This is a genomic window from Buttiauxella gaviniae (assembly GCF_040786275.1).
Classification (GTDB): domain Bacteria; phylum Pseudomonadota; class Gammaproteobacteria; order Enterobacterales; family Enterobacteriaceae; genus Buttiauxella; species Buttiauxella gaviniae_A.
Genome location: NZ_JBFMVT010000002.1, coordinates 3,192,602 through 3,215,872 on the forward strand (window position 1 = coordinate 3,192,602; position 23,271 = coordinate 3,215,872).

The window sequence follows — 23,271 nt, forward strand, 5'->3', positions numbered from 1 at the left end:
GTTAGAAAGTAGAGGGAGTATATCTCAGCGCGGCATAAAGAAGTACCCGGTCAGAAGACCGGGTTTCCATCACAGTACCATACGGACGATTTCGATATTGCCCAGCTCTTCGTAGAGTGTTTCCACTTGTTCAATATGCGTCGCGGTGATGGTGATGGACACTGAATGGTAATTACCTTTGCTGCTTGGTTTGACCTGCGGGGTGTAGTCACCAGGGGCGTGGCGCTGCACCACCTCAACGACCAAATCAACCAGCTCAGGTTTCGCCAGACCCATCACTTTGTAAGTAAAGGAGGTCGGGAATTCGAGCAATTCTTTCAGATTGGTTTTCATGGTAGCTCCAGCGTTACGGCATTAAAAATGATAACTCCCGCCAGCAGGGGCGGGAGTTGCTTTGATTCATAGTATATGGGGATGACTTCCACTCTTTCAAGTGTTCAATTATTAACCAAACCAGTGATGGAACATCAATTTGATATAATCAATCATACGGCTGAAGAAGTTACCTTCAGGCATTTCTTGAAGCACGACCAGCGGACGCTGTTCGATAGTTTTGCCATCCAGTTGGAAATTGATGGTGCCCACAACCTGGTTTTTTTGCAGCGGCGCGTGCAGTTCGGTGGTATTGAGCACGTAACTGGCTTTCAGGTCTTTCATACGACCACGTGGAATCGTCAGGTAAACGTCTTTATCTACGCCCAAAGATGCACGGTCGTTATCACCAAACCACGCGGGTTCTGAGGCGAATTCTTTGCCAGCTTTCAGCGGAGAAACGGTTTCAAAGAAGCGGAAGCCCCAGGTCAGCAGCTTTTTGCTCTCTGTTTCACGGCCCTTATAAGTGTGCCCACCCAATACGGCGGAAATCAGGCGCATCTGGCCTTCGGTTGCGGATGCCACAAGGTTATAACCTGCGGCGTCAGTATGGCCGGTTTTGATACCGTCAACTTGCAGGCTGGTATCCCACAGCAAACCGTTCCGGTTGATCTGGCGGATATTGTTAAACGTGAACTCTTTCTCTTTGTAGATTGAGTATTCGTTAGGAACATCACGAATCAACGCTTGGCCGATAAGCGCCATATCACGCGCGGAGCTGTACTGACCTTCTGCATCCAGGCCATGGACGGTCTGGAAATGGGTATTCTTCAGACCAAGTGCAGAAACGTAGCTATTCATCAGACCGACGAATGCATCCTGGCTGCCTGCCACAAAGTCGGCCATTGCCACGCATGCATCGTTACCAGATTGCAGGTTAATACCGCGGATCAACTGCGATACGGGTACCTGCATGCCTGGTTTCAGGAACATCAATGATGAACCTTTAAATACTGGGTTACCGGTCGCCCAGGCGTCCTGTCCAACCGTCACAATGGAGCTTTCGTTAAATTTACCGGCTTTCATCGCCTGGCCGATGACGTAGCTGGTCATCATTTTCGTCAGGCTTGCAGGATCACGGCGGGCATCGGCGTTGGATTCGGCCAGAACCTTGCCAGAGTTGTAATCAATCAGGATGTACGCTTCCGCATCAATCTGCGGCACGCCTGGGATCATGGTTTTAATGTTCAGGTCGTCAGCGTGTGCGGCTGCCATCGCCGAAAGAGTTAGCGCGGTAGTCAGCGCCAGGCGTTTAACAAAACGAAAAGAAGGGGCTGTATTCATGATTAGAACAACGACATCCATGATAGGAATAAAAAAAAGTGCCTTACTATAGCAAAAGCGATTTTTGCTGGCATCCGTCTTTGCGCATCATTTGTTAATGGAATTTACATTAATTGACGCAGGACGGATGCCAGACACAACCACTTACATAGCGGGTGCGTTAGTGATGAAAGATTGCTGTTGGGCTTCGCTCATCAGGCGTTGTTGCAGGGCGCTTGCTTCGCCTCTGCTACCGAAAGGCCCAAGCTGCACACGGAACATGGCGCCATTGCTGGAAACCTGGCCCGGTACGCCAAATTGCTGACTCAGTTTCTGCTGCCACTGTGCGGCGCGAGCCTGATCGCTTACGGCACCCACTTGAACTACATAACGGCCTGATGCGGCGGCGACGGGCGCGGCGCTTTGTACGCTACCCTGAACTGAACCCGGGGCGGTGACGGGGGCGGTTTGTTGCACCGGCGCTGCGGTTTGAACAGGTGCTGCAGATACAGCCGGTGTGGCCGCCACTTCTGGTTGGTCACTTTCGATTACGCCAGGGGCAAGCGGTGTTGCTGCGCCCAGGAAGCCACTGCTTTTAACTGGGGCACCGGTTGTGTCTTCACTTTGCAGGGTTGAATTACTGATTGCGCGCACATCGCCTTCAGGTGCTGCCACTGGCATACCGGAAGAGGCGCTCCCCATCCCACCGTTTAAGTCAGGGCGAGCGGGCAGGGCGTAGGTTTGTTTGGCGATAGTGGTACATGCGGTGCCAGGGCCTGACATCGTGCCGTCCTGGGCTACCAGAATAGGGTCGATACGCACTTTAGTATTGTTGGACGTGTTCAAACGATCGGCTGCGGCACGAGATAATGAAATCACACGGTCATTGCCGTATGGGCCACGGTCGTTAATACGCACCACCACCATGCGGCCATTGGCGAGGTTAGTAATACGTGCATAGCTTGGAATCGGCAGCGTTGGGTGTGCTGCGGTCAGTGCAGACGGGTCGAACGCTTCGCCGGATGCCGTCAGATTGCTGCCTGGTTCTGCGTCATAAATGGCGGCAAGACCAGCCTGGCTAAAGTTAGCCGGGTTCTGCACGATTTTGTAGCGCTTACCGTTGTTTTCGTAATCCTGATTTACCGAAGGATTTAACGGTTCGAAGCGCGGGTCGGCGCCGCTTATTTCAACCATCGGGCCATTACACACCGCCGGTTGCGGTTGCTGGCTTACCTGTTGTTGGTCGCCGTCATCAGACGAGCAGCCAGCCAGTATTGCAGCAACGACACAGATCCCAAGCCAACGCTTAACCATTACGCACCTCATCCACTTACACGCTTTTTGATAACATTTTTCGGTGGGTATGGATCGACATTACGATACCAAACCCGGCCATCAGAACGATCAGGGCCGAGCCCCCGTAACTCACCAGCGGCAAAGGTACGCCGACCACCGGTAAGATACCACTAACCATGCCAATGTTAACAAACACATATACGAATAAAATTAACATTAGCCCACCGGCCATTACTCGGCCAAATGTGGTTTGCGCGCGAGCCGCAATGATAAGGCCGCGCATAATGAGCAACAAATAGAGCGCCAGCAGCACCAGAACCCCCACCAGGCCTAACTCTTCGGCAAGTACTGCGAAGATAAAGTCAGTATGACGTTCAGGTAAAAATTCAAGCTGCGACTGTGTTCCGTGTAACCAGCCTTTGCCGCGTAATCCGCCGGAACCAATAGCAATTTTAGACTGAATAATATGATAGCCCGCGCCGAGTGGGTCACTTTCAGGATCAAGCAGCATCATTACGCGTGCACGCTGATAATCATGCATCAGGAAGAACCAAAGGATCGGAATGAAGGCGGCGACCAACAGGACTGCAACGCCAATCAGTTTCCAGCTCATACCAGACAGGAACAGGACGAACAGTCCGGATGCAGCAATAAGAATTGAGGTACCAAGATCGGGCTGCGCGGCAACCAGCAGCGTCGGCATGAAAATAAGCACCAGTGCGATACCGGTATTTTTTAGCGTCGGGGGGCAGACATCGCGGTTGATAAAACGCGCAACCATTAGCGGCACGGCAATTTTGGCTATTTCTGATGGCTGGAATCGCACGATCCCCAGATCCAACCAGCGCTGGGCCCCTTTGGAGATCGCTCCAAATGCATCCACCGCGACCAGCAAGATAATACAGACGATATACAGATACGGCGCCCAGCCTTCATACACTCGCGGGGGGATCTGTGCCATCACGATCATCACTACCAGGCCCATTAAGATTTGGCCAATCTTACGCTCCATCATGTCCATATCCTGGCCACTGGCGCTCCAGATAACCAGCGCACTAAAGATTAGCAGCGCCAGAATGGTCAAAAGGAAGATCGGGTCGATATGGATTTTATCCCAGAACGACTTCTTGTTTGGATTATCAGTCATGGTCATTGGTCCTCAGCCCCTGGTGACGCGGGTACTTCAGTAGGCAGTACCGTATTGTTATCCCCGAGCATAATATGGTCGAGGATCTGGCGCATGATGGTGCCTACAGCGGGGCCTGCGCCGCCGTTTTCCAGAATCATGGTGACGGAAACCTGTGGATTATCGTAAGGAGCAAACGCGGTCATTAATTTATGGTCACGTAAACGTTCAGCAATTTTATGGGCGTTATAGGTTTCATTGGCTTTCAGGCCAAATACCTGCGCCGTCCCTGATTTTGCGGCGATTTTGTAGGGTGCGTTAGCAAAATACTTATGCGCCGTTCCGTTAGGGCGGTTTGCCACGCCATACATTCCGTCTTTAGCAATTTCCCAGAAGCCGGAGTGAATATCGCCAACCGGCGGCTGCACGGGCTGCTGCCAGGGAACTTGCTTCCCGTTCTCAACCGTACTCATCAGGAAATGTGGAACGCGAACGATGCCATCGTTAATCAGGATCATCATCGCTTTACTCATTTGAATCGGTGTTGCGGTCCAGTAACCCTGGCCGATACCGACCGGAATGGTGTCGCCCTGATACCATGGCTTTTTAAAGCGTTTCAGTTTCCATTCGCGCGTTGGCATGTTACCGGCTCTCTCCTCGGAAAGATCGATACCCGTAAAGTGCCCGTAGCCAAATTTGCGCATCCACTCGCCCATGCGGTCGATACCCATGTCATAGGCGACCTGATAGAAATAGGTATCTGCAGATTCTTCCAGCGCTTTGGTGACATTCAGGCGGCCGTGGCCCCATTTTTTCCAGTCGCGATAACGTTTTTCAGAGCCGGGTAACTGCCACCAGCCTGGGTCAAATAGCGAAGTATTGCGAGTAATGACGCCGGCGCTTAACGCGGAGACTGCCATGTAAGGTTTCACCGTCGATGCTGGCGGGTAAACCCCCTGCGTTGCACGGTTGATTAGCGGCGTATTCGGGTCATTGAGTAAACCCGAATAGTCTTTAGTCGAGATGCCGTCTACAAACAGGTTAGGGTTGTAACTTGGCATGGAAACTAACGCCAGAATACCGCCGGTGCGCGGGTCGGTAACTACCACTGCTGCACGGCTTCCCGCAAGTAACGTCTCAATATAATTCTGGAGTTTCAGGTCGATAGTCAGATAGATATCGTGCCCGGCTTGCGGCGGCACTTCTTTGAGCTGACGAATAACGCGACCGCGGTTGTTCACTTCAACTTCTTCATAGCCGGTTTGGCCATGCAGGACATCTTCGTAGTAACGCTCAATACCGAGCTTACCGATGTCATGGGTTGAGGCGTAGTTTGCAAGCTTGCCGTCTTTATCGAGGCGTTCAACGTCTTTATCGTTGATTTTAGATACGTAGCCAATGACGTGTGTCAGGGCTGAACCATAAGGATAGAAGCGGCGTTTATAGCCCTTCACTTCCACGCCCGGAAAGCGGTACTGGTTTACGGCAAAACGTGCAACCTGCACTTCGGTCAGATTGGTTTTAACCGGAATAGAGGTAAAGCGATGCGAGCGGGCACGTTCTTTCTTAAAATTAGCAATATCGTCGTCAGTTAAATCCACCACCGAGCGTAATGCTTCAAGCGTCGCCTGCACGTCATCCACTTTTTCTGGCATCATTTCTACCTGATAAATGGTGCGGTTGAGTGCCAGCGGGGTGCCGTTGCGATCGTAGATAATCCCGCGACTAGGTGGGATTGGAACCAATTTTATACGGTTTTCATTCGAACGGGTTTGGTAGTCGGTGAAACGGACGATCTGCAAATTATAAAGGTTGGCGATAAGCACACCGCTTAGCACCAAAATACCGAGAAACGCGACCAGCGCCCGGCGCACAAAAAGCGCAGACTCAGCGGTATAGTCACGAAAAGAATTCTGTAATTTCATCCGCAGCTTTGTTCTACCTGACGATATTTACTCACGGTGATAAGGATGGTTGGTCGTAATGCTCCACGCGCGGTACAGGCTTTCAGCGACCAACACCCGCACTAAAGGATGCGGCATCGTCAAATTGGAAAGCGACCAGCTCTGTTCTGCGGCAGCTTTACACGCCGGGGCAAGCCCTTCCGGCCCGCCAATCAGCAAGCTAACGTCACGACCATCCTGTTTCCAGCGTTCGAGCTGCACGGCAAGGTGCGGCGTATCCCATGGTTGCCCCGGGATATCCAGCGTGACAATTCGGTTGCCCTTGCCGGCGGCTGCCAACATCATCTCGCCTTCTTTTTCAAGAATACGTTTGATATCAGCATTTTTGCTGCGTTTTCCTGCGGGAATCTCTACCAGTTCAAATGGCATATCTTTTGGAAAACGACGCAGGTACTCGGTGAAGCCGGTTTGTACCCAGTCAGGCATTTTTGTGCCAACTGCGACTAATTGCAGCTTCACGCATTAACCCCAGAGTTTTTCCAGTTCGTACAACTGGCGGCTTTCTTCTTGCATGACGTGGACGATAACTTCGCCAAGGTCAACAACTACCCAGTCAGTTGCGTTTACGCCTTTAACACCCAGTGCATCTACGCCTGCTTTACGGGATGATTCAACGACGTGTTCTGCAATAGACATAACGTGACGGTTGGAAGTACCGGTACAGATAATCATGCAATCAGTGATGCTTGATTTACCCTGAACATCCAGAGCAATGATGTCCTGGCCTTTGAGGTCGTCAATTTTATCGACGATGAAATCTTGGAATTCTTTACCCTGCAAGTGTTCCCCCTGGGAAAAGTAGAGTGTGTTCGATGTCGCCCGCATTTAACCCATTGGATGGGGAAGTCTTACTGACGAGTCAGCAATGCGGCGCTCAAAGCGGGGTATCATCCCACCGAGTAGCCTGGTTTGCATCGCCATTTTTGTAAAACTATTTTGGAAAGTCATGCTTGCGGGCAGGAAATTATGGCAGCGGAGCATAACAGCCTGGACTGTAGTGTCAATGGTTGACGATAACTGTAATACCGACAAGTCATGATAATGGGTGATAAACAGCGCGATTATTAAGGGTTCTTAGCGTGGTGAAGTCGTCGCGAATCTCAATTGAGCTCCATGCGCCTTGTTCAATCACAAAATGCCACAGCGACGCCGGAGGCATATTGAGTAGCGTTGCAATAAGTAGACTGAGTACCCCTTGATGACTCACAATCAGAATATTCTCGCTTCCCTGCATTGAAGATAAGGACTTCGCAAAAGTGCTGATGCGCCGGGAGAAAAGCTGAAATCCTTCTCCATTGTTCGGCACTACGTTCTGCCAGTCATTACACCAGGCGGCATAATTTGCGCTATCAAGGCGCTGTAAATCGCGATGGTGGCGCATCTCCCAGTCACCAAAATTCATCTCATTGAGAAGCTGCTCGGTGATAACCGGTATTTTTCGCTGTTGGAGAATTAATTCGGTGGTGTGCTGCGCCCGGCCAAGCCCGCTGCACAGTACCTTTTCGAAAGTAACGTTATCCAACATGCGACCTACGGCTTGCGCCTGAGCAACGCCAAGTTCCGTTAATGGCGTTTCGGAAATTCCGCTGTATAAACCCTCTACATTTGCCTGGGTTTGCCCATGGCGCACTAACCATAATTTCATTTAAACCTCGCGCATACGTTGGCTGGCAAGGGCATAAGTGTATCATTGCGCTTCACGATTCGAGGTCTGTTTTATGGGGGAAGTATGGCGTTCAGTAGTCAACACGGTGGCAATATTATTGAAGCCGCAGCCGTAATGGGTGTGGATGCGAATACCTTGATCGACTTTAGCGCGAACATAAATCCGCTAGGCATGCCAGATTCTTTAAAGCGAGCAATTACTGAAAATCTGGTGCTGGCTGAACGCTACCCTGATGTGGAATATCGAGCGTTACATCAGGCGCTGGCAAATCATCATAAAATTCCGCAGGAATGGGTTCTGGCAGGAAATGGCGAAACGGAGCTGATATTTAACCTGGTGCAGCAGCTTTCTCCTCGCAAAGCCTTATTGTTGACGCCGGGATTTGCGGAGTACCGCCGTGCTCTTGCGCGTGTGGGATGTGAGATAACGGATTTTCACCTTTCAGAAGAGCAGGGCTGGCAACCTGAGGCGTCCTTACTTTCGGCATTATCCTCCGATCTGGATTGCCTGTTTTTATGTACGCCAAATAACCCAACAGGCCTGTTGCTGGACAGATCGTTACTGCTCGCCGTTGCGCAGCGCTGTCGTGAAAACAATATTGCGTTGATCGTTGATGAAGCCTTTCTTGATTTCATTCCGGATGAACCAGGGTTAATTCCCCATTTATCGAATTTCCCAAGGCTTTATGTTTTACGTTCGCTCACCAAATTTTTTGCCATAGCCGGTTTACGCCTGGGTTATTTAGTCAGCGCCGATACCGTGACCGTCGGGCGTATTCGTGAGCAAAGAGAGCCCTGGACAATTAATGCCTTTGCCGCCCTGGCAGGCGAAGTAATTCTCAACGACAGCACTTATATAGAAGCGAGTCATCACTGGCTCAGTAATGAACAACCTCGTTTGTTTAATGCGCTGAATGCGCTACCGGGTATTACGGTTTGGCCGCCCAGAGCGAACTATATTTTCTTACGCTGTGATATTGAAGGTGTCGATTTGCAGCGGGCGCTGCTCGAAAAGAATATCTTGATTCGCCACTGCGCAAATTATCCAGGGCTTGACGTGCGTTATTATCGCGTGGCAATTAAAAGCCCGGCAGATAATGACAAATTACTGGAAGCGTTGCGGCAGGTGCTTAGCCATAAAGATGGTGCTGGCGAATAAACTCTGCGACGGCGGGGGGAAGCAAATCATCGCATGCCAGATGCTGCTCTAAACGCTGGCGAATCGTGGTGGCTGAAATATCATACATCGGCGTCTGGGCGAGGTAAATTTTACCCGCAGGCTGCGCATGAAGGGCTTCCACCGAGGAAGTTTGATGCGCATCTAGCCAGCGCTGTTCTTCGGACGTATTCATTGACAGAGAATACCCGGGGCGCTGGCAAACTAACAGATGGCAGAGCGTCAGCAGGGTTTCCCAACGGTGCCAGCGCTGCAGACTCAGTAAAGAATCTTGCCCCACAATAAACGCCAGCGGCTGTTCAGCGCCAATTTCTGCACGCAGTTGTTCGAGAGTTTCTACCGTGTACGAAGGCGTTTCGCGCTGTAATTCGCGGTCATCCAGGCGGAAAAGTGGGTTTCCGGCAATGGCAAGCTCCACCATCTTTTTGCGTTGCTGGCTACTTGCCAAAGGCTGAGGACGATGGGGAGGGACATTGTTCGGCATGATGGTGACCTGATGCAGCCTCACCTGTTTTGCCAGCGCTTCGACCGGTTTTAAATGCCCGTAGTGGATGGGATCGAATGTCCCGCCATACAGGGCAGATAAACGCGGTGTGCTGTTAGCCATTAATGAAAATGTCCGGTAACGCTTTATGGCACAGCAGTAGTGACAGCCCTTCAAGATCCGCCCAGACCGATTGCCCGTAATCTTGTTTCAGCGTCAGCTCAATTTGGCTTAACAAACGAACCGCCTGATAAAGCTGCTCCGCTGATAAGCGATTGAGTGCTTCCGTCACGAGCGCACGGCGGTTTTGCCAGACACGCTGTTGATCAAACAACGTGCGAAGCGGAGTGCTTGCCGACTGACGTTTGAGATTGACCAGTTGCAGTAATTCACGCTGAAGCGTGCGTAGCAAGATAACCGGCTCACTGGCTTCAAGCCTGAGCTGCTGAAGAATATGCAGCGCGCGTTTGCTCTTCCCGGCAAGAATCGCATCAACCCAATGGAAGGGCGTGAAATGGGCCGCGTCATTGACCGCTTGCTCGACGCGCGGCAGCGTCAGTGTGCCGTCAGGCCAAATCAGTGACAGCCTTTCAAGCGCTTGAGACAGCGCCAGCAGGTTGCCTTCATAGCAATAACAGAGCAATTGGTTGGCGGCATCATCCAGCGTCAGGTTCATCTGCTTTGCACGCTGAGCAACCCAGCGCGGCAATTGAGCCTGTTCCGGCGTCTGGCACGTCACAATCACGCAGCGATCGGCAAGTTGATTCAGCCACGCGGCGTTCTCCTGCGCTTTAGTCAATTTGTTGCCGCGTACCAGCAGCAGAATATCGTCATGCAGCAGCGACACCAGCGTTTCAAGTTGCGCATTAATGGCGGCGTTCGGCCCATTTTCTGGCAGCAAAAGCAGAAGAGTCTGACGGCTGGCGAACAGGCTTAACGCCTTGCAAATAGAGAACAGATCTTGCCAGTCGGTACTGGTGTCAATCTGAACGGTGTGATGTTCATCGAAGCCTTGGGTGCCCGCCGTCTGACGAATAGCATCCTGGCTTTCCTGAAGTAAGAGCGGATCGTTACCGAGCAGCAGATACGCCGCGCGCAGCCCTTCGTTGAGCTGCGCGCGGAGTTGTTCAGGGTACAACCGAATCATTTGCTACCAGATACAGCCGGAATCGTCGTTGACGTACGGCCGGTTGAGGTCGCAGGCTTCGGCGTGCTTTTCACCGGTGTTTCGGCTTCTTCGGTTTCAGCTACGTCCGCCACATGCACCGTCATCAGCTTACGAATAAGCTGCTGCGCCACATTGGTGTACATCTCTTTGATCAGCAAATCTTGCTCGGCATCTTTTTGCAGAGCCGCCAGTGGATTATCAAAGAATGATTTGTACACTTTGGCACTGATTGGGTAGATATCATGGCCCGGAATCAGCACTTGTGCTGAGGCGGTCATAACCATTTGATACTCAGCAGTACGCCCATCCTGGAAGATGGATGCGGTATCCTGGCCGATTGAGCTGCCCAGTAAGCGCAGAGAAGGAATATCCTTACGTACACCTGTCCCCGTGTCGTCCACAAGCGTAACGCCATTCAGACGTAACTGAGAGCGCACCTCACGTGCCAGTGGGCCGTTAGGATCGCCGGAATTCAGGATCATTGTTTTCATTTGATCCGGAACCTGCGTGTTGCCACGCAGGTGAAAACCACAGCCAGCGGTGACAAGCACCGCCAAAGTAACTAATAAACTGACAAAGGGATGTCGCACGGTTCCTCCTGCGCTTAGCCCACAACCAGATTGAGCAGTTTGCCCGGTACGTAAATCACTTTACGTACGGTCACACCCTCAAGATATTTCGCAACCAGATGTTCCTGACCTGCGCGTTCCTGCACTTGTTCTTGTGTGGCATCAGCAGGGACTGTGATTTTACCGCGAACTTTACCGTTCACCTGCACCACAACCAGCAGCGAGTCTTCAACCATTGCGCTTTCATCAGCCTGCGGCCACGGTGCGTTGTCAATATCGCCTTCACCGCCCAGAGATTGCCACATATCGAAGCAAACGTGCGGGGTGAACGGATAAAGCATACGTACAACTGCCAGCAGTGCTTCGTTCAGCAGCGCGCGGTCTTGCTCAGCTTCCTGCGGTGCTTTTGCCAGTTTGTTCATCAATTCCATGATGGCAGCGATAGCGGTGTTAAAGGTCTGACGACGACCAATATCATCGGTTACTTTTGCGATAGTTTTGTGAACATCACGGCGTAATGCTTTTTGATCTTCGCTCAGTGCGGCGATATCCAGAGCCGGTGCAGCACCACGGCTGGTGTGCTCGTATGCCAGTCTCCAGACGCGTTTCAGGAAGCGGTTCGCCCCTTCAACACCTGATTCCTGCCATTCCAGCGTCATATCCGCAGGGGAAGCAAACATCATAAACAAGCGAACGGTGTCCGCGCCGTAGCGTTCAACCATCACTTGTGGGTCGATGCCGTTGTTTTTCGACTTCGACATTTTGCTCATGCCAGCATAGACCAGTTCGTGGCCCTGTGCGTCAGAGGCTTTGATAATACGGCCTTTCTCATCACGCTCTACAATCGCATCAACCGGGGAAACCCAGTTACGCTCACCGTTAACGCCGGTGTAGTAGAAGGCGTCAGCCAGAACCATACCCTGACACAGCAGTTGTTTGGCTGGCTCGTTGGAAGTCACCATACCCGCATCGCGCATCAGTTTGTGGAAGAAGCGGAAGTAGAGCAGGTGCATGATGGCGTGTTCAATACCACCAATGTAGATATCAACCGGCAGCCAGTAGTTCGCTGCTTTGGAATCGAGCATGCCTTTATCGTACTGCGGGCAGGTGTAGCGCGCGTAGTACCAGGAAGATTCCATGAAGGTGTCAAAGGTGTCAGTTTCACGCAGCGCAGGTTTGCCATCAACGGTGGTTTTAGCCCACTCAGGATCGGCTTTGATTGGGCTGGTAATGCCGTCCATGACCACATCTTCCGGCAGAATAACCGGGAGTTGGTCTTCAGGTGTAGGCATAACAGTGCCGTCTTCCAGCGTCACCATTGGAATTGGTGCGCCCCAGTAACGCTGACGGGAAACACCCCAATCGCGCAGACGGTAGTTTACTTTGCGCTCACCCACGCCTTTCGCCGTGAGTTTATCTGCGATAGCGTTAAAGCCCGCCTGGTAATCCAGACCGTCAAATTCGCCGGAGTTAAACAGCACGCCTTTTTCGGTCATGGCTGATGCAGACAGGTCTGGCTCGTTGCCATCGGCATTAAGAATCACCGGTTTGATTTGCAAACCGTATTTGGTGGCAAATTCCCAGTCGCGCTGGTCGTGGCCAGGAACAGCCATCACTGCGCCGGTGCCGTATTCCATCAGTACAAAGTTTGCGACCCATACCGGCACGCTTTCGCCTGTCAGTGGATGAATGGCATTAACGCCAGTCGCAACGCCTTTTTTCTCCATGGTTGCCATTTCTGCTTCGGCAACTTTGGTGTTACGGCACTCTTCGACGAATTCAGCCAGTTCAGGGTTGTTCAACGCCGCTTGTTGGGCGATTGGATGACCCGCTGCTACGGCCAGATAGGTCACACCCATAAAGGTGTCCGGGCGCGTGGTGTAAACGGTCAGCTTCTCAGCGCTGTTTTCAACGTCGAAAGTGATTTCAACGCCTTCGGAGCGGCCAATCCAGTTACGCTGCATGGTTTTGACCTGATCAGGCCAATGGTCCAGCGTATCCAGATCGTTTAACAGTTCGTCAGCGTAAGCGGTGATTTTAATGAACCACTGTGGGATCTCTTTGCGCTCAACTTTAGAGTCGCAACGCCAGCAGCAACCGTCGATAACCTGCTCGTTTGCCAGAACAGTCAGGTCATTCGGGCACCAGTTAACCGCGGAGGTTTTTTTGTAAACCAGCCCTTTGTTATACAACTGAGTAAAGAACTGCTGCTCCCAACGATAATATTCCGGGGTACAGGTCGCCAGCTCGCGGCTCCAGTCATAACCAAAGCCCAGCGTTTTGAGCTGGTTTTTCATGTAATTGATATTGTCGTAAGTCCACGGTGCCGGTGCGGTGTTATTTTTTACCGCAGCCCCTTCCGCAGGCAGGCCAAACGCATCCCAGCCGATTGGCTGAAGAACGTTTTTGCCCAGCATACGCTGGTAGCGTGCGATAACGTCACCGATGGTGTAGTTACGAACGTGGCCCATGTGTAGTCGGCCAGAAGGATAGGGGAGCATCGAGAGGCAGTAATACTTCTCTTTGCCTTCGTCTTCGGTAACTTCAAAAGTACGCTTCTCTTGCCAGTGAAGCTGTACGTTGGATTCTATCTCTTCCGGGCGATATTGCTCTTGCATGGCAGCCAGTGGTCCTGTGATGAAAGACAGCTACAGGTTGTAGCTTTAACGTATTAATTTCAGATCGGCATAGCATAGCCGATTAGGCTGCGGCAAAACAGCCTTTCGAAAGTCCGAGTGCCCATTTCTCGTTTGCAGTTATTTACCTGGACTTTGGGCAATCTAACAAAGCGATAGCCGATTAAGGTCTACTATTAGAGTAGGTTAGATAACAGTGAATGCAGGAATCGCTTCAAGGAGACAGGCAGACGATGAACAAGGTTGCTCAATTTTACCGTGAACTGGTGGCCTCTCTCACCGAGCGGTTACGCAATGGAGAGCGAGATATAGATGAACTGGTCGCCAGTGCGCGCAAACGCATGAACGAAACCGGGGAACTTACTCGTACCGAAGTTGACGAAGTGACGCGTGCAGTCCGTCGAGATTTGGAAGAGTTTGCACGCAGTTACAACGAAAGCCAGGATGAATTTACCGACAGCGTTTTCATGCGCGTCATTAAAGAGAGTATCTGGCAAGAACTGGTGGATATCACCGATAAAACTCAGCTTGAATGGCGGGAAGTTTTTCAGGATCTCAACCACCACGGTGTTTATCACAGCGGTGAAGTGGTGGGGCTTGGGAATTTGGTTTGTGAGAACTGTCATTTCCACCTGGCGATTTACACCCCGGATGCGCTGCCCGTTTGTCCTAAGTGTGGGCATAACCAATTCAGCCGTCGGCCATTTGAGCCTTAAAATTCATAATACTGCGAAGGAACCGCGATGCCCAAAAAGTCTTTGGCCAGAAACATGCTGGCTGTCGTTCTCTCAGCGCTGCTGATACCCGCAACGGTATCGGCAGCACAAATACTGAAATATACCGATCATGAACCGCTGGGCGGGATGCGTACTCGCTTCATTCAGGACGTTTTCTTTGCCGAAATAGAGAAACAATCTCATGGTCGCCTGAAAGTTGAAGCGCACTGGAACAGTGAACTGGCGCGGAGCTATGACGCGCTCGGCGTAGTTAAAGAAGGCAAAATTGCCGACATGACCACCGCAGTGCCTGAATACACACCGAAAGAGTTCCCCTTACAGCAAATTTTCAAAAGTTTCCCTGTCGGGCAAACCGGGGATAAACAAGTCGCGTTTTTCCGCAAGGCTTACGCCACTATCCCTGCGTTGCAGAATGAATTCGCTCAGCAAAATGTGGTGAATATCTTCCTCGCAACGGGATATCCGGTCGCATTTTTCAGCACCAAACCTTTGAATAAGCTCGAAGAGATTAAAGGAACAAAGTGGCGTTCTGCGAGCTTCTGGCATCAGGATTTCCTGAAAAACAGCGGGGCGATACCTGTCTCCATGCCGTGGGGCGCAGGAATTTATGATGCTCTGAAAGCGGGAACGCTGGATGGGTTAATGGTCAATGTCGACAGCGGTTATGATCTTAACGTCCATAAAACTGCACCCAATGTGTTGATCTCCAAAGATCTATGGTTGGGGCATGTTTACCCGGTGGTGATGAACAAAAACAACTGGGATAGACTTGCCGGCAAAGATAAAGAAGCCATTAAGCGTGCAGCAGAAATTGCTTATCAAACCCAGGGTTCAGTTATGGACAGCAGCTTTAATGCAATGGTGGAAGCGCTGCGAAAGAATGGCGCGCATGTCCGCACGCTGAACGCCGGTGAAGTCGCGCGCTGGGAAGCATCCGTAAACTATCAGCAGGTGCAGGAAAAGTGGGTCAAGGAGCAAGAGGGTAAGGGCGTGAAAGAGGCTGGCCCAACGCTTATGAAAATCACTGCACTGCAAAAAGAGGCAATGCAGTAGAAATTTGCCGCGCAATCACTGTGTTGAACAGGGACTGCGCGGGTTGTCACTCTAAATTAATGCAGGATTTTTGCCAGGAAGTCTTTCGCGCGTTCGGACTGCGGGTTATTGAAGAAATCCTCTTTATTCGAGTCTTCGACAATCTTCCCTTCATCCATAAAGATCACGCGGTTCGCTACTTTGCGGGCAAAGCCCATTTCATGCGTCACCACCATCATGGTCATCCCTTCATGCGCCAGTTCAACCATAACGTCCAGCACTTCGTTGATCATCTCTGGATCAAGTGCTGATGTTGGTTCGTCAAACAGCATCGCAACTGGATCCATGCAGAGCGCACGGGCAATCGCCACACGTTGCTGTTGGCCGCCGGAAAGCTGTGCCGGGAACTTATCCGCATGCGCTGTTAACCCAACTCGCTCAAGCAATTTAAGCCCTTTTTTACGTGACTCTTCCTTGTTGCGTTTCAGGACTTTCACTTGAGCAAGCGTCAGGTTTTCAATAATCGACAAATGCGGGAAAAGTTCAAAATGCTGGAACACCATGCCGACGTGCGAACGTAGTTCAGCCAGATTGGTTTTCTTGTCGTTCACCTGCGTGCCGTTAACAACAATTTCGCCTTTTTGCACCGGCTCAAGACCATTTACGGTTTTAATCAGCGTTGATTTACCGGAGCCGGATGGCCCACAAACCACCACCACTTCGCCTTTTTTCACTTCGGTTGAGCAGTCGGTTAGCACCTGAAAGTGACCATACCATTTAGAAACATTTTTCAGGGAAATCATTACACTGTCCTTTTCTTCAAGTAGCTGACCAACAGCGAGGCGCTAAGACTAATGATGAAGTACACAAAACCAGCAAACAGGATCATCTCAACCTGGGTTCCGTCACGTTCACCAATGGTGGATGCGGTACGGAAGAAGTCAGCCAGGCTCAGTACATAGACCAGGGAGGTATCCTGGAACAATACAATCCCTTGGGTGAGCAGCAGGGGAACCATGGCGCGGAATGCCTGTGGCAAAATGATTAATTTCATCGACTGCCAGTGCGTCATGCCCAGGGCGAGCGCCGCGTTTGATTGCCCGCGTGAAACGCTCTGGATACCGGCTCGGATAATCTCTGAGTAGTAGGCTGCTTCAAACATCGAGAACGCCACCATCGCGGAGATCAGGCGAATGTCCGTTTGCGGCGAAAGGCCGAGTACTTTTTGCAAAATACCAGGCACTACCAGGTAGAACCACAGCAGCACCATAACGAGCGGGATTGAACGGAAAACGTTGACGTAAGCGCTGGCAAACCAGGCGATCGGCTTGATTGGCGACAGGCGCATAACCGCCAACAATGTTCCCCACACGATGCCGAAGATAACTGCCGTTACGGTGATTTTCAGGGTGATAATCAAGCCCTGCATCAGGTAAGGCATGGCGGGGAGAATGGAACTCCAGTCAAACTCGTACATTATTTGCCTCCCATATTGCCTGGCAGGCGAACTTTGCGCTCAACCACATACATCACCAGCATAATCACGGCGTTAATTAACACATAGGCAAGCGTAATCGCGGTGAAGGATTCGTAGGCGTGCGCAGAATAATCCAGCAGTTTACCCGCCTGCGCGGCCATATCGACCAGACCAATCGTTGATGCGATGGCGGAGTTCTTCACCAGGTTCATCATTTCAGAGGTCATTGGCGGCACGATAACGCGATAGGCATTAGGCAGCAGTACATAGCGGTAGGCTTGTGGAAGCGTAAGACCCATTGCCAGAGCCGCGTTTTTCTGCCCGCGAGGCAACGATTGAATCGCCGCTCGAACCTGCTCACAAACGCGAGCGGCGGTAAACAAGCCGAGACAAATCATTGATGACAGGAAGAATTGAATATTCGGGTCAAGCTCAGACTTAAACCACATGCCGAGATTTTCGGGCAGCAATTCCGGCACCACTAAGTACCAGGTAAAGAACTGCACGATAAGCGGCACGTTACGGAAAAGTTCGACATAAAGCGTACCGATTCCTGAAAGGAAGCGGTTAGGCACAGTACGCAAGATACCGAACAGAGAGCCGACGAGGAAAGCGATTATCCATGCACAGATGGACAGGGCGACGGTGACCTGGAAGCCATTCCAAATCCAGCCCAAATAGGTGGTGTTGCCGAACGGGGCGGGCTGTAGAAATATTCCCCAGTTCCAGTCTATAGACATAACGTACTCCGAGAAAAAATTGAGGGTAGCAGTAGCGCTACCCTCGAAGATTGATGAGAAGCTTGCACCCGTATTTCAGATCGTTGCCTGAAATTTTTGGGTACTTTCACGCCGGATGGGGAACGACCATCCGACGCATAGTCTGTCCGAGCTTCAGTTCGTCAATCGGGAGGGCTGGGTCATCCCGGCCCCTGTTCTAGTTAGTTTAGTGCCTTATCGTTTGGTGCTTTGAACAGCGCCTTCATGTCTTCGGACAGTTCAAAGTTCATGTTGATATTTTTTGGTGGGATTGGGTTTTTGAACCACTTTTCAAACCATTTAGCGGCTTCGCCTGAGGTCTGTGCCTGAGCGATGGTGTCATCCATCAGCTTTTTGAAGTCTGCATCGTCTTTACGTAGCATACAGCCGTACGCTTCGTGAGATTGCGGCGTGCCAACGATTTCCCAGTTATCCTGTTTCTTCGCTTTCGCACGTTCGCCTGCCAGCAGGGCATCATCCATCATAAAGGCAACGGCGCGGCCACTTTCCAGAGTACGGAAAGAGTCACCGTGGTCTTTGGCGCTGATAATGCGCATATCCATTTTCTTCTCTTCGTTCAGCTTGTTGAGCAGAACTTCAGAAGTCGTACCGGAGGTCACCACCACGGCTTTGCCTTTCAGATCGGCGAAATCTTTGATTGGGCCGCCTTTCTTCACCAGCAAACGAGTACCGACGACGAAAATAGTGTCGGAGAATGCCGCTTGTTTCTGGCGCTCGAGGTTATTGGTGGTGGAACCACACTCAAAATCGAAAGTACCGTTTTGCAGCAATGGAATACGGTTCTGAGAAGTAATCGGGATTAATTTAACGTGCAGGTCAGGCTTGTTGAGTTTCTTCTTAACAGCTTCAACGATGGCGTTGGAGTAATCCTGAGAATAGCCGACCACTTTCTGTTGGTTATCGTAATAAGAGAAAGGCACGGAAGACTCACGGTGACCGACAACAATAACGCCGTTAGCAGCGATTTTGTCCAGCGTGCTTTGCTGCGCATTGTTTGCCGGTTTGGCGTCTTCTGCGTGCGCGATTCCGGCACCCATTCCGATAACCAGCAAAGCTGAGGCTAGTTTACGTAATTGCATGACCAACTCCTTTATCTTCGTGCCATGTGGCACTGATACCCGTTGTGAGTGTTGTTTTGTTGTTGTGTATGACTAAATCAGAGTGAATCTTTGCCTATTTGTTAGCATTTAACCTAGCTTAATGTAAATAATTTGCTATTCAGATGTTTATTTTTGCGAAGCGTGCCGCACCGTTTAAAGGCAAAAATATTACGTTGCACTACTCTGGTGCGCGTAATGTCATTGTTTGGTGCAGCTCAATGCTTCGTACTGCCCGCAGAGACTGACATAGCATTTTGTAGGCTTCTGATAAGTATTTATTTGCAAAGGTTATGCCAGAAATAAAAAAGGCCAGCGTTAGCTGACCATTTTTGGGGTAATGCGGAGTTATAGTTTGCGGCGTGTACGCAGAGCCAGCAGCACTGAGGCGAAACCAAATATCAAGGTGGCAATCCACAGCGGCCAATTCCCGAAGTGGGCATAGGGGGTGATGCCACGTGTTGGTGTGACTTTAGCTTCCAGAACCTGGCGGGTAAATTGTGGAATCATCGCGTCCACATCCCCATTCGCATTAATCACGGCGGTGATGCCGTTATTGGTGCTGCGTAAAAGCGGGCGCCCCAGTTCCAGCGAACGCATGCGCGCCATCTGGAAATGCTGCCACGGACCAATCGACTTACCGAACCAGGCATCGTTTGAAATGGTTAGCAGGAAGTCGGTATCCGGGCGGAAGTTATCGCGGACTTGCTCGCCTAAAATAATTTCATAGCAGATAGCTGCTGTCAGCTTAATGCCGTTCGATTCGAGTTGTGGCTGGAGGTATGTGCCACGGCTGAATGAGGACATTGGCAAATCGAAGAACGGCGCGAGCGGGCGCAGAATAGACTCCAGCGGTACAAATTCACCAAACGGCACCAGGTGATTCTTGTTGTAACGATCGGTGCTGTTGTAGTTGTACTGATTGTCTTCACCCAACGTGATGATGGTGTTGTAGGTATCGTAGCGGTTCTGTTTATTAAGCCGTGCATCAACAATACCGGTAATCAGAGAGCTGTGTTTGGAACGCAGCAGGTCGTCCATCATGGTAAGGAAACTTTGCTGGTTAATTTCAAGATCTGGAATAGCGGACTCAGGCCAGATAATCAGTTGGGATTTTCCCATCTGCGGCTGAGTTTTATCCAGATAAATCTTTAGCGTATTCAGCAACTGATTCTCATCCCATTTCAGGGATTGCGGAATGTCCCCCTGAACCATCGCCACATCAATGGTTCTTTCAGCCTGAGGCTGATACCACTGAATGGAACGCAATGGCCACGGCAGAACCAGCAGGGCAGCAGCAATTACAGCCGGTCGCCAGTTACGTTCGTGTAGCGCGAACACCAACAGGCCACTGATGATCATCAGCAGGAAGGTGACGCTTTCAACGCCGAGAATCGGGGCAATGCCCTTTAGCGGGCCATCGATTTGGCTATAACCAAACTGTAGCCACGGGAAGCCGGTGAGTACCCAGCCGCGTAAGAACTCGGTGAGCTGCCAGAGCATCGGGGCGGCAATCGCCACGCGCCACCAGGTCGTTTTTGGCCATAGCTTGCTGAGAAAACCGCCGAACAAACCGGTATATAAAGAAAGATACGCGGCCAGCAACACCACCAAAAAGACGTTTACCGGGCCGGGCATCCCGCCAAACTGCGCGATACTGACATAGACCCAGTTAATGCCGGAGCCGAATAGCCCGAGCCCCCAGAAGAAACCAATCCAGGCACTCTGAATAGCGCGGCGATTAAGTGTCAGCCCCTGAAGACCCGCTAAAGAGATAATCGCAGCAGGCCAGAAATCGTAAGGGGAGAAAGCCAGCGTTCCGCAGGCACCAAAAAGCAGCGCCAGCAGCAGACGCACACGCTGGCGTTGAAGGAGTCGAGCTATAGCCATCTTTGAATTAATCTTCCAGTTTCGGTTGTGGCGAGTCGTCCGGAATTCTGACATGAACCTGAATCACACGGCGGCTATCAGCCATCGCGACTTTGAACTGATAACCATCAATTTCAATAGTTTCGCCGCGGGCAGGTAGGTGGCCAAAGGCCTGCATGACTAATCCACCAATGGTATCCACTTCGTCATCGTTGAAATGGGTAGCAAAGGTGTCGTTAAAATCTTCGATTGAGGCTAACGCGCGAACCGTCCAAGTATGACGGCTTAACTGGCGGAAATCGCCATCTTCTTCGTCGTCGTACTCATCTTCAATTTCCCCAACAATCAGTTCGAGAATATCTTCGATGGTGACAAGCCCGGAAACGCCGCCAAACTCATCAATCACAATCGCCATGTGGTAGCGTTGCTGACGAAACTCTTTAAGCATGCGGTCAACACGCTTACTTTCTGGCACAACGACGGCCTGTCGTAACACTTTTTCCATGCTAAATGGTTCAGTATCGCTGCGCATAAACGGCAGCAGATCTTTGGCCATCAGAATCCCTTCGATATGATCTTTGTCTTCACTGATCACCGGGAAGCGGGAGTGTGCGGATTCGATGATGACATCGAGGCATTCATCCAGCGTCTGGTTGTGCTTGAGCGTTACCATTTGTGAACGAGGGATCATGATGTCGCGAACGCGTTGGTCGGCGATATCCATGACGCCTTCAAGCATGTCGCGGGTATCCTGATCGATCAGATCGTTTTGCTCAGAATCACGGATCAGTGTCAGCAGATCGTCACGGTTTTTAGGTTCACCGTGGAATAGCTGGTTGAGAATCAGGGAAAAGAATCCCTTCTTACTGGCAGGCGTGTCACTGTTTTGTGAGTTGTCGTCGCTCATGGCGTTAGGTTTTATTACCTCATGTTCGTTACTGATAAACAGGCAGCTCGATGGTGCGCTGCCTGCAGGTATGTGCTTCGCAGGATTAAACCCTACGCAGACTATTCTTTCTCGGCAATGTACGGATCAGCATACCCAAGAGCAAGCATTATCTCTGTTTCCAGGGATTCCATCTCTTCGGCTTCTTCATCTTCAATGTGATCGTAGCCAAGCAGATGCAGGCTGCCGTGGATGACCATATGCGCCCAATGCGCATCCAGCGGTTTTTGCTGTTCTTTTGCTTCTTGCTCCACCACCTGACGGCAAATAATCAGGTCGCCTAACAGCGGCAGTTCGATGCCCGGAGGCGCTTCAAACGGAAACGAAAGCACATTGGTGGATTTATCTTTCCCACGGTAGGTAAGGTTCAGATCGTGGCTCTCTGCGTCGTCCACCAGGCGAATCGTGACTTCTGACTCTTCCTGAAATTGTGGAATGACCGCATCAAGCCATGTCTGAAATTGTACTTCCGTTGGCAAGCCGCTAGTCTCTTCACATGCGACCTGTAAATCCAGTATTACCTGACTCATTTACTCTCCTGAGCGGCGGCATTGATAGCCATCGCCTCTCGCTTGCGTTCTGCCGCGAGTTCATCTTTACGAACCTGTTCTGCGTTTTCCCACGCTTCATAGGCATTCACAATGCGTGCCACAACCGGGTGGCGAACGACGTCTTCGCTATTAAGGAAGTTAAAACTGATTTCATCGACTTCCGCCAGCACGTCAATCGCGTGGCGCAGGCCAGATTTCATATTACGCGGCAGGTCAATTTGCGTGACGTCGCCGGTAATTACTGCTTTTGAATTGAAGCCAATACGCGTCAGGAACATCTTCATCTGTTCGATGGTGGTGTTCTGGCTTTCATCCAGAATAATGAACGCGTCATTAAGCGTACGGCCACGCATATACGCCAGCGGGGCAACTTCAATAACGTTGCGCTCCATCAGCTTTTCCACGCGCTCAAAGCCGAGCATTTCAAATAACGCGTCATAAAGTGGACGCAAGTACGGGTCGACTTTTTGGCTCAGGTCACCCGGCAGGAAGCCGAGCTTTTCGCCCGCTTCAACCGCCGGACGCGTCAGCAGAATGCGACGAATATCCTGGCGCTCCAGCGCATCAACTGCCGCCGCAACCGCGAGATACGTTTTACCGGTACCCGCAGGGCCAACGCCGAAGGTGATGTCGTGATCGAGAATATTGGCGATGTATTGCGCCTGGTTTGGCGTACGCGGCTTGATAACGCCCCGCTTGGTTTTGATGTTCACCGCTTTGCCGTACTCAGGAACGCTTTCCGCAGACTGTTCCAGCACGCGAATTTCTTTAATTGCGAGATGGATTTGCTCCGGCGTGATGTCCTGAATTTCACCGCGTAATGGCGCGGTATCGACATATAAATTGCGCAGAATATCTGCGGCGGCATTTACCAGAATCGGGCGGCCCGTGAGCTTGAAGTTGTAGTCACGACGGTTGATCTCGATACCCAGCCGACGTTCAAGCTGCTTGATGTTGTCATCAAATGGGCCACACAGGCTTAGCAGACGCGCATTGTCTGCGGGTTCTAGCGTAATTTCACGTGTTTCGATATTCAAACTTATCCTCGGGGTCGCACAGGGCC

23 protein-coding genes are annotated in these 23,271 nt (G+C 51.2%); 3 read left to right on the top strand and 20 right to left on the bottom strand.

Annotated elements, in window-relative coordinates:
• Window positions 1-69: 69 nt before the first annotated feature.
• From ybeD to AB1E22_RS15410, 8 genes are all read right to left on the bottom strand, one after another.
• Window positions 70-333, bottom strand: a complete 264-nt coding sequence (ybeD, locus tag AB1E22_RS15375; RefSeq protein WP_367596105.1) for a DUF493 family protein YbeD — start codon at window positions 331-333, stop codon at window positions 70-72.
• A 111-nt stretch (window positions 334-444) separates the two neighbouring features.
• A complete protein-coding gene (gene dacA, locus AB1E22_RS15380) occupies window positions 445-1,656 on the bottom strand; it encodes a D-alanyl-D-alanine carboxypeptidase DacA (protein ID WP_367596106.1) in 1,212 nt (403 codons plus the stop codon).
• A 144-nt stretch (window positions 1,657-1,800) separates the two neighbouring features.
• Entirely contained in the window at window positions 1,801-2,949 is a 1,149-nt protein-coding gene (rlpA, locus tag AB1E22_RS15385) for an endolytic peptidoglycan transglycosylase RlpA (protein ID WP_367596107.1), read from the bottom strand.
• Between the two features lie 16 nt (window positions 2,950-2,965).
• Window positions 2,966-4,078, bottom strand: a complete 1,113-nt coding sequence (gene mrdB, locus AB1E22_RS15390; protein ID WP_367596108.1) for a peptidoglycan glycosyltransferase MrdB — start codon at window positions 4,076-4,078, stop codon at window positions 2,966-2,968.
• 2 nt (window positions 4,079-4,080) lie between these two features.
• Window positions 4,081-5,982: a peptidoglycan DD-transpeptidase MrdA gene (gene mrdA / locus AB1E22_RS15395; protein ID WP_367596109.1), complete on the bottom strand. Its 1,902-nt coding sequence runs from the start codon at window positions 5,980-5,982 to the stop codon at window positions 4,081-4,083.
• Window positions 5,983-6,009: 27 nt separating this feature from the next.
• Window positions 6,010-6,480 carry a 23S rRNA (pseudouridine(1915)-N(3))-methyltransferase RlmH gene (gene rlmH / locus AB1E22_RS15400; RefSeq protein ID WP_034456714.1) on the bottom strand — a complete coding sequence of 157 codons (471 nt, stop codon included), beginning with the start codon at window positions 6,478-6,480 and terminating at the stop codon, window positions 6,010-6,012.
• Between the two features lie 3 nt (window positions 6,481-6,483).
• Entirely contained in the window at window positions 6,484-6,801 is a 318-nt protein-coding gene (gene rsfS / locus AB1E22_RS15405; protein ID WP_367596110.1) for a ribosome silencing factor, read from the bottom strand.
• Window positions 6,802-7,054: 253 nt separating this feature from the next.
• The gene (locus AB1E22_RS15410) at window positions 7,055-7,666 is read right to left on the bottom strand and encodes an adenosylcobalamin/alpha-ribazole phosphatase (RefSeq protein WP_367596111.1); all 612 of its coding nucleotides are present in this window, start codon (window positions 7,664-7,666) and stop codon (window positions 7,055-7,057) included.
• Between the two features lie 84 nt (window positions 7,667-7,750).
• Between AB1E22_RS15410 and cobD the strand changes: the two genes are divergently transcribed.
• Window positions 7,751-8,845, top strand: a complete 1,095-nt coding sequence (cobD, locus tag AB1E22_RS15415) for a threonine-phosphate decarboxylase CobD (RefSeq protein WP_367596112.1) — start codon at window positions 7,751-7,753, stop codon at window positions 8,843-8,845.
• On the opposite strand, the gene nadD is transcribed toward cobD, so the two are convergent.
• Genes nadD through leuS form a run of 4 tightly spaced genes read right to left on the bottom strand, consistent with a single transcriptional unit; the run spans window position 8,817 to window position 13,702 of the window.
• Entirely contained in the window at window positions 8,817-9,470 is a 654-nt protein-coding gene (gene nadD, locus AB1E22_RS15420; RefSeq protein WP_367596113.1) for a nicotinate-nucleotide adenylyltransferase, read from the bottom strand. The genes cobD and nadD overlap by 29 nt on opposite strands.
• Window positions 9,463-10,494 carry a DNA polymerase III subunit delta gene (holA, locus tag AB1E22_RS15425; RefSeq protein WP_367596114.1) on the bottom strand — a complete coding sequence of 344 codons (1,032 nt, stop codon included), beginning with the start codon at window positions 10,492-10,494 and terminating at the stop codon, window positions 9,463-9,465. Before holA ends, nadD begins: the two co-directional genes overlap by 8 nt.
• Window positions 10,491-11,105 carry an LPS assembly lipoprotein LptE gene (gene lptE / locus AB1E22_RS15430; protein ID WP_367596115.1) on the bottom strand — a complete coding sequence of 205 codons (615 nt, stop codon included), beginning with the start codon at window positions 11,103-11,105 and terminating at the stop codon, window positions 10,491-10,493. Before lptE ends, holA begins: the two co-directional genes overlap by 4 nt.
• Window positions 11,106-11,119: 14 nt before the next feature.
• Window positions 11,120-13,702, bottom strand: a complete 2,583-nt coding sequence (leuS, locus tag AB1E22_RS15435; RefSeq protein ID WP_367596116.1) for a leucine--tRNA ligase — start codon at window positions 13,700-13,702, stop codon at window positions 11,120-11,122.
• A gap of 251 nt (window positions 13,703-13,953) precedes the next feature.
• Between leuS and AB1E22_RS15440 the strand changes: the two genes are divergently transcribed.
• Together AB1E22_RS15440 and dctP are read left to right on the top strand one after the other, a co-directional pair.
• The gene (locus tag AB1E22_RS15440) at window positions 13,954-14,436 is read left to right on the top strand and encodes a zinc ribbon-containing protein (protein ID WP_367596117.1); all 483 of its coding nucleotides are present in this window, start codon (window positions 13,954-13,956) and stop codon (window positions 14,434-14,436) included.
• A 27-nt stretch (window positions 14,437-14,463) separates the two neighbouring features.
• Entirely contained in the window at window positions 14,464-15,510 is a 1,047-nt protein-coding gene (gene dctP / locus AB1E22_RS15445; RefSeq protein ID WP_367596118.1) for a TRAP transporter substrate-binding protein DctP, read from the top strand.
• 56 nt (window positions 15,511-15,566) lie between these two features.
• On the opposite strand, the gene AB1E22_RS15450 is transcribed toward dctP, so the two are convergent.
• The 8 genes from AB1E22_RS15450 to AB1E22_RS15485 form a co-directional block, all read right to left on the bottom strand.
• Complete coding sequence (locus tag AB1E22_RS15450; RefSeq protein WP_367596119.1) at window positions 15,567-16,292, bottom strand: amino acid ABC transporter ATP-binding protein; 726 nt, start codon at window positions 16,290-16,292, stop codon at window positions 15,567-15,569.
• Window positions 16,292-16,966: a glutamate/aspartate ABC transporter permease GltK gene (gene gltK / locus AB1E22_RS15455; protein ID WP_367596120.1), complete on the bottom strand. Its 675-nt coding sequence runs from the start codon at window positions 16,964-16,966 to the stop codon at window positions 16,292-16,294. Before gltK ends, AB1E22_RS15450 begins: the two co-directional genes overlap by 1 nt.
• The gene (gltJ, locus tag AB1E22_RS15460) at window positions 16,966-17,706 is read right to left on the bottom strand and encodes a glutamate/aspartate ABC transporter permease GltJ (protein WP_367596121.1); all 741 of its coding nucleotides are present in this window, start codon (window positions 17,704-17,706) and stop codon (window positions 16,966-16,968) included. Before gltJ ends, gltK begins: the two co-directional genes overlap by 1 nt.
• Window positions 17,707-17,906: 200 nt before the next feature.
• On the bottom strand, window positions 17,907-18,824 hold the full coding sequence (locus AB1E22_RS15465; protein ID WP_367596122.1) for an amino acid ABC transporter substrate-binding protein: 918 nt from the start codon (window positions 18,822-18,824) through the stop codon (window positions 17,907-17,909).
• Window positions 18,825-19,190: 366 nt separating this feature from the next.
• Entirely contained in the window at window positions 19,191-20,732 is a 1,542-nt protein-coding gene (gene lnt, locus AB1E22_RS15470) for an apolipoprotein N-acyltransferase (protein WP_367596123.1), read from the bottom strand.
• A gap of 7 nt (window positions 20,733-20,739) precedes the next feature.
• On the bottom strand, window positions 20,740-21,618 hold the full coding sequence (gene corC / locus AB1E22_RS15475) for a CNNM family magnesium/cobalt transport protein CorC (protein WP_034494022.1): 879 nt from the start codon (window positions 21,616-21,618) through the stop codon (window positions 20,740-20,742).
• 101 nt (window positions 21,619-21,719) lie between these two features.
• A complete protein-coding gene (gene ybeY / locus AB1E22_RS15480) occupies window positions 21,720-22,187 on the bottom strand; it encodes an rRNA maturation RNase YbeY (protein WP_367596124.1) in 468 nt (155 codons plus the stop codon).
• A complete protein-coding gene (locus AB1E22_RS15485) occupies window positions 22,184-23,245 on the bottom strand; it encodes a PhoH family protein (RefSeq protein WP_367596125.1) in 1,062 nt (353 codons plus the stop codon). The genes ybeY and AB1E22_RS15485 overlap by 4 nt, the downstream gene beginning before the upstream one ends.
• Window positions 23,246-23,271: the final 26 nt, after the last annotated feature.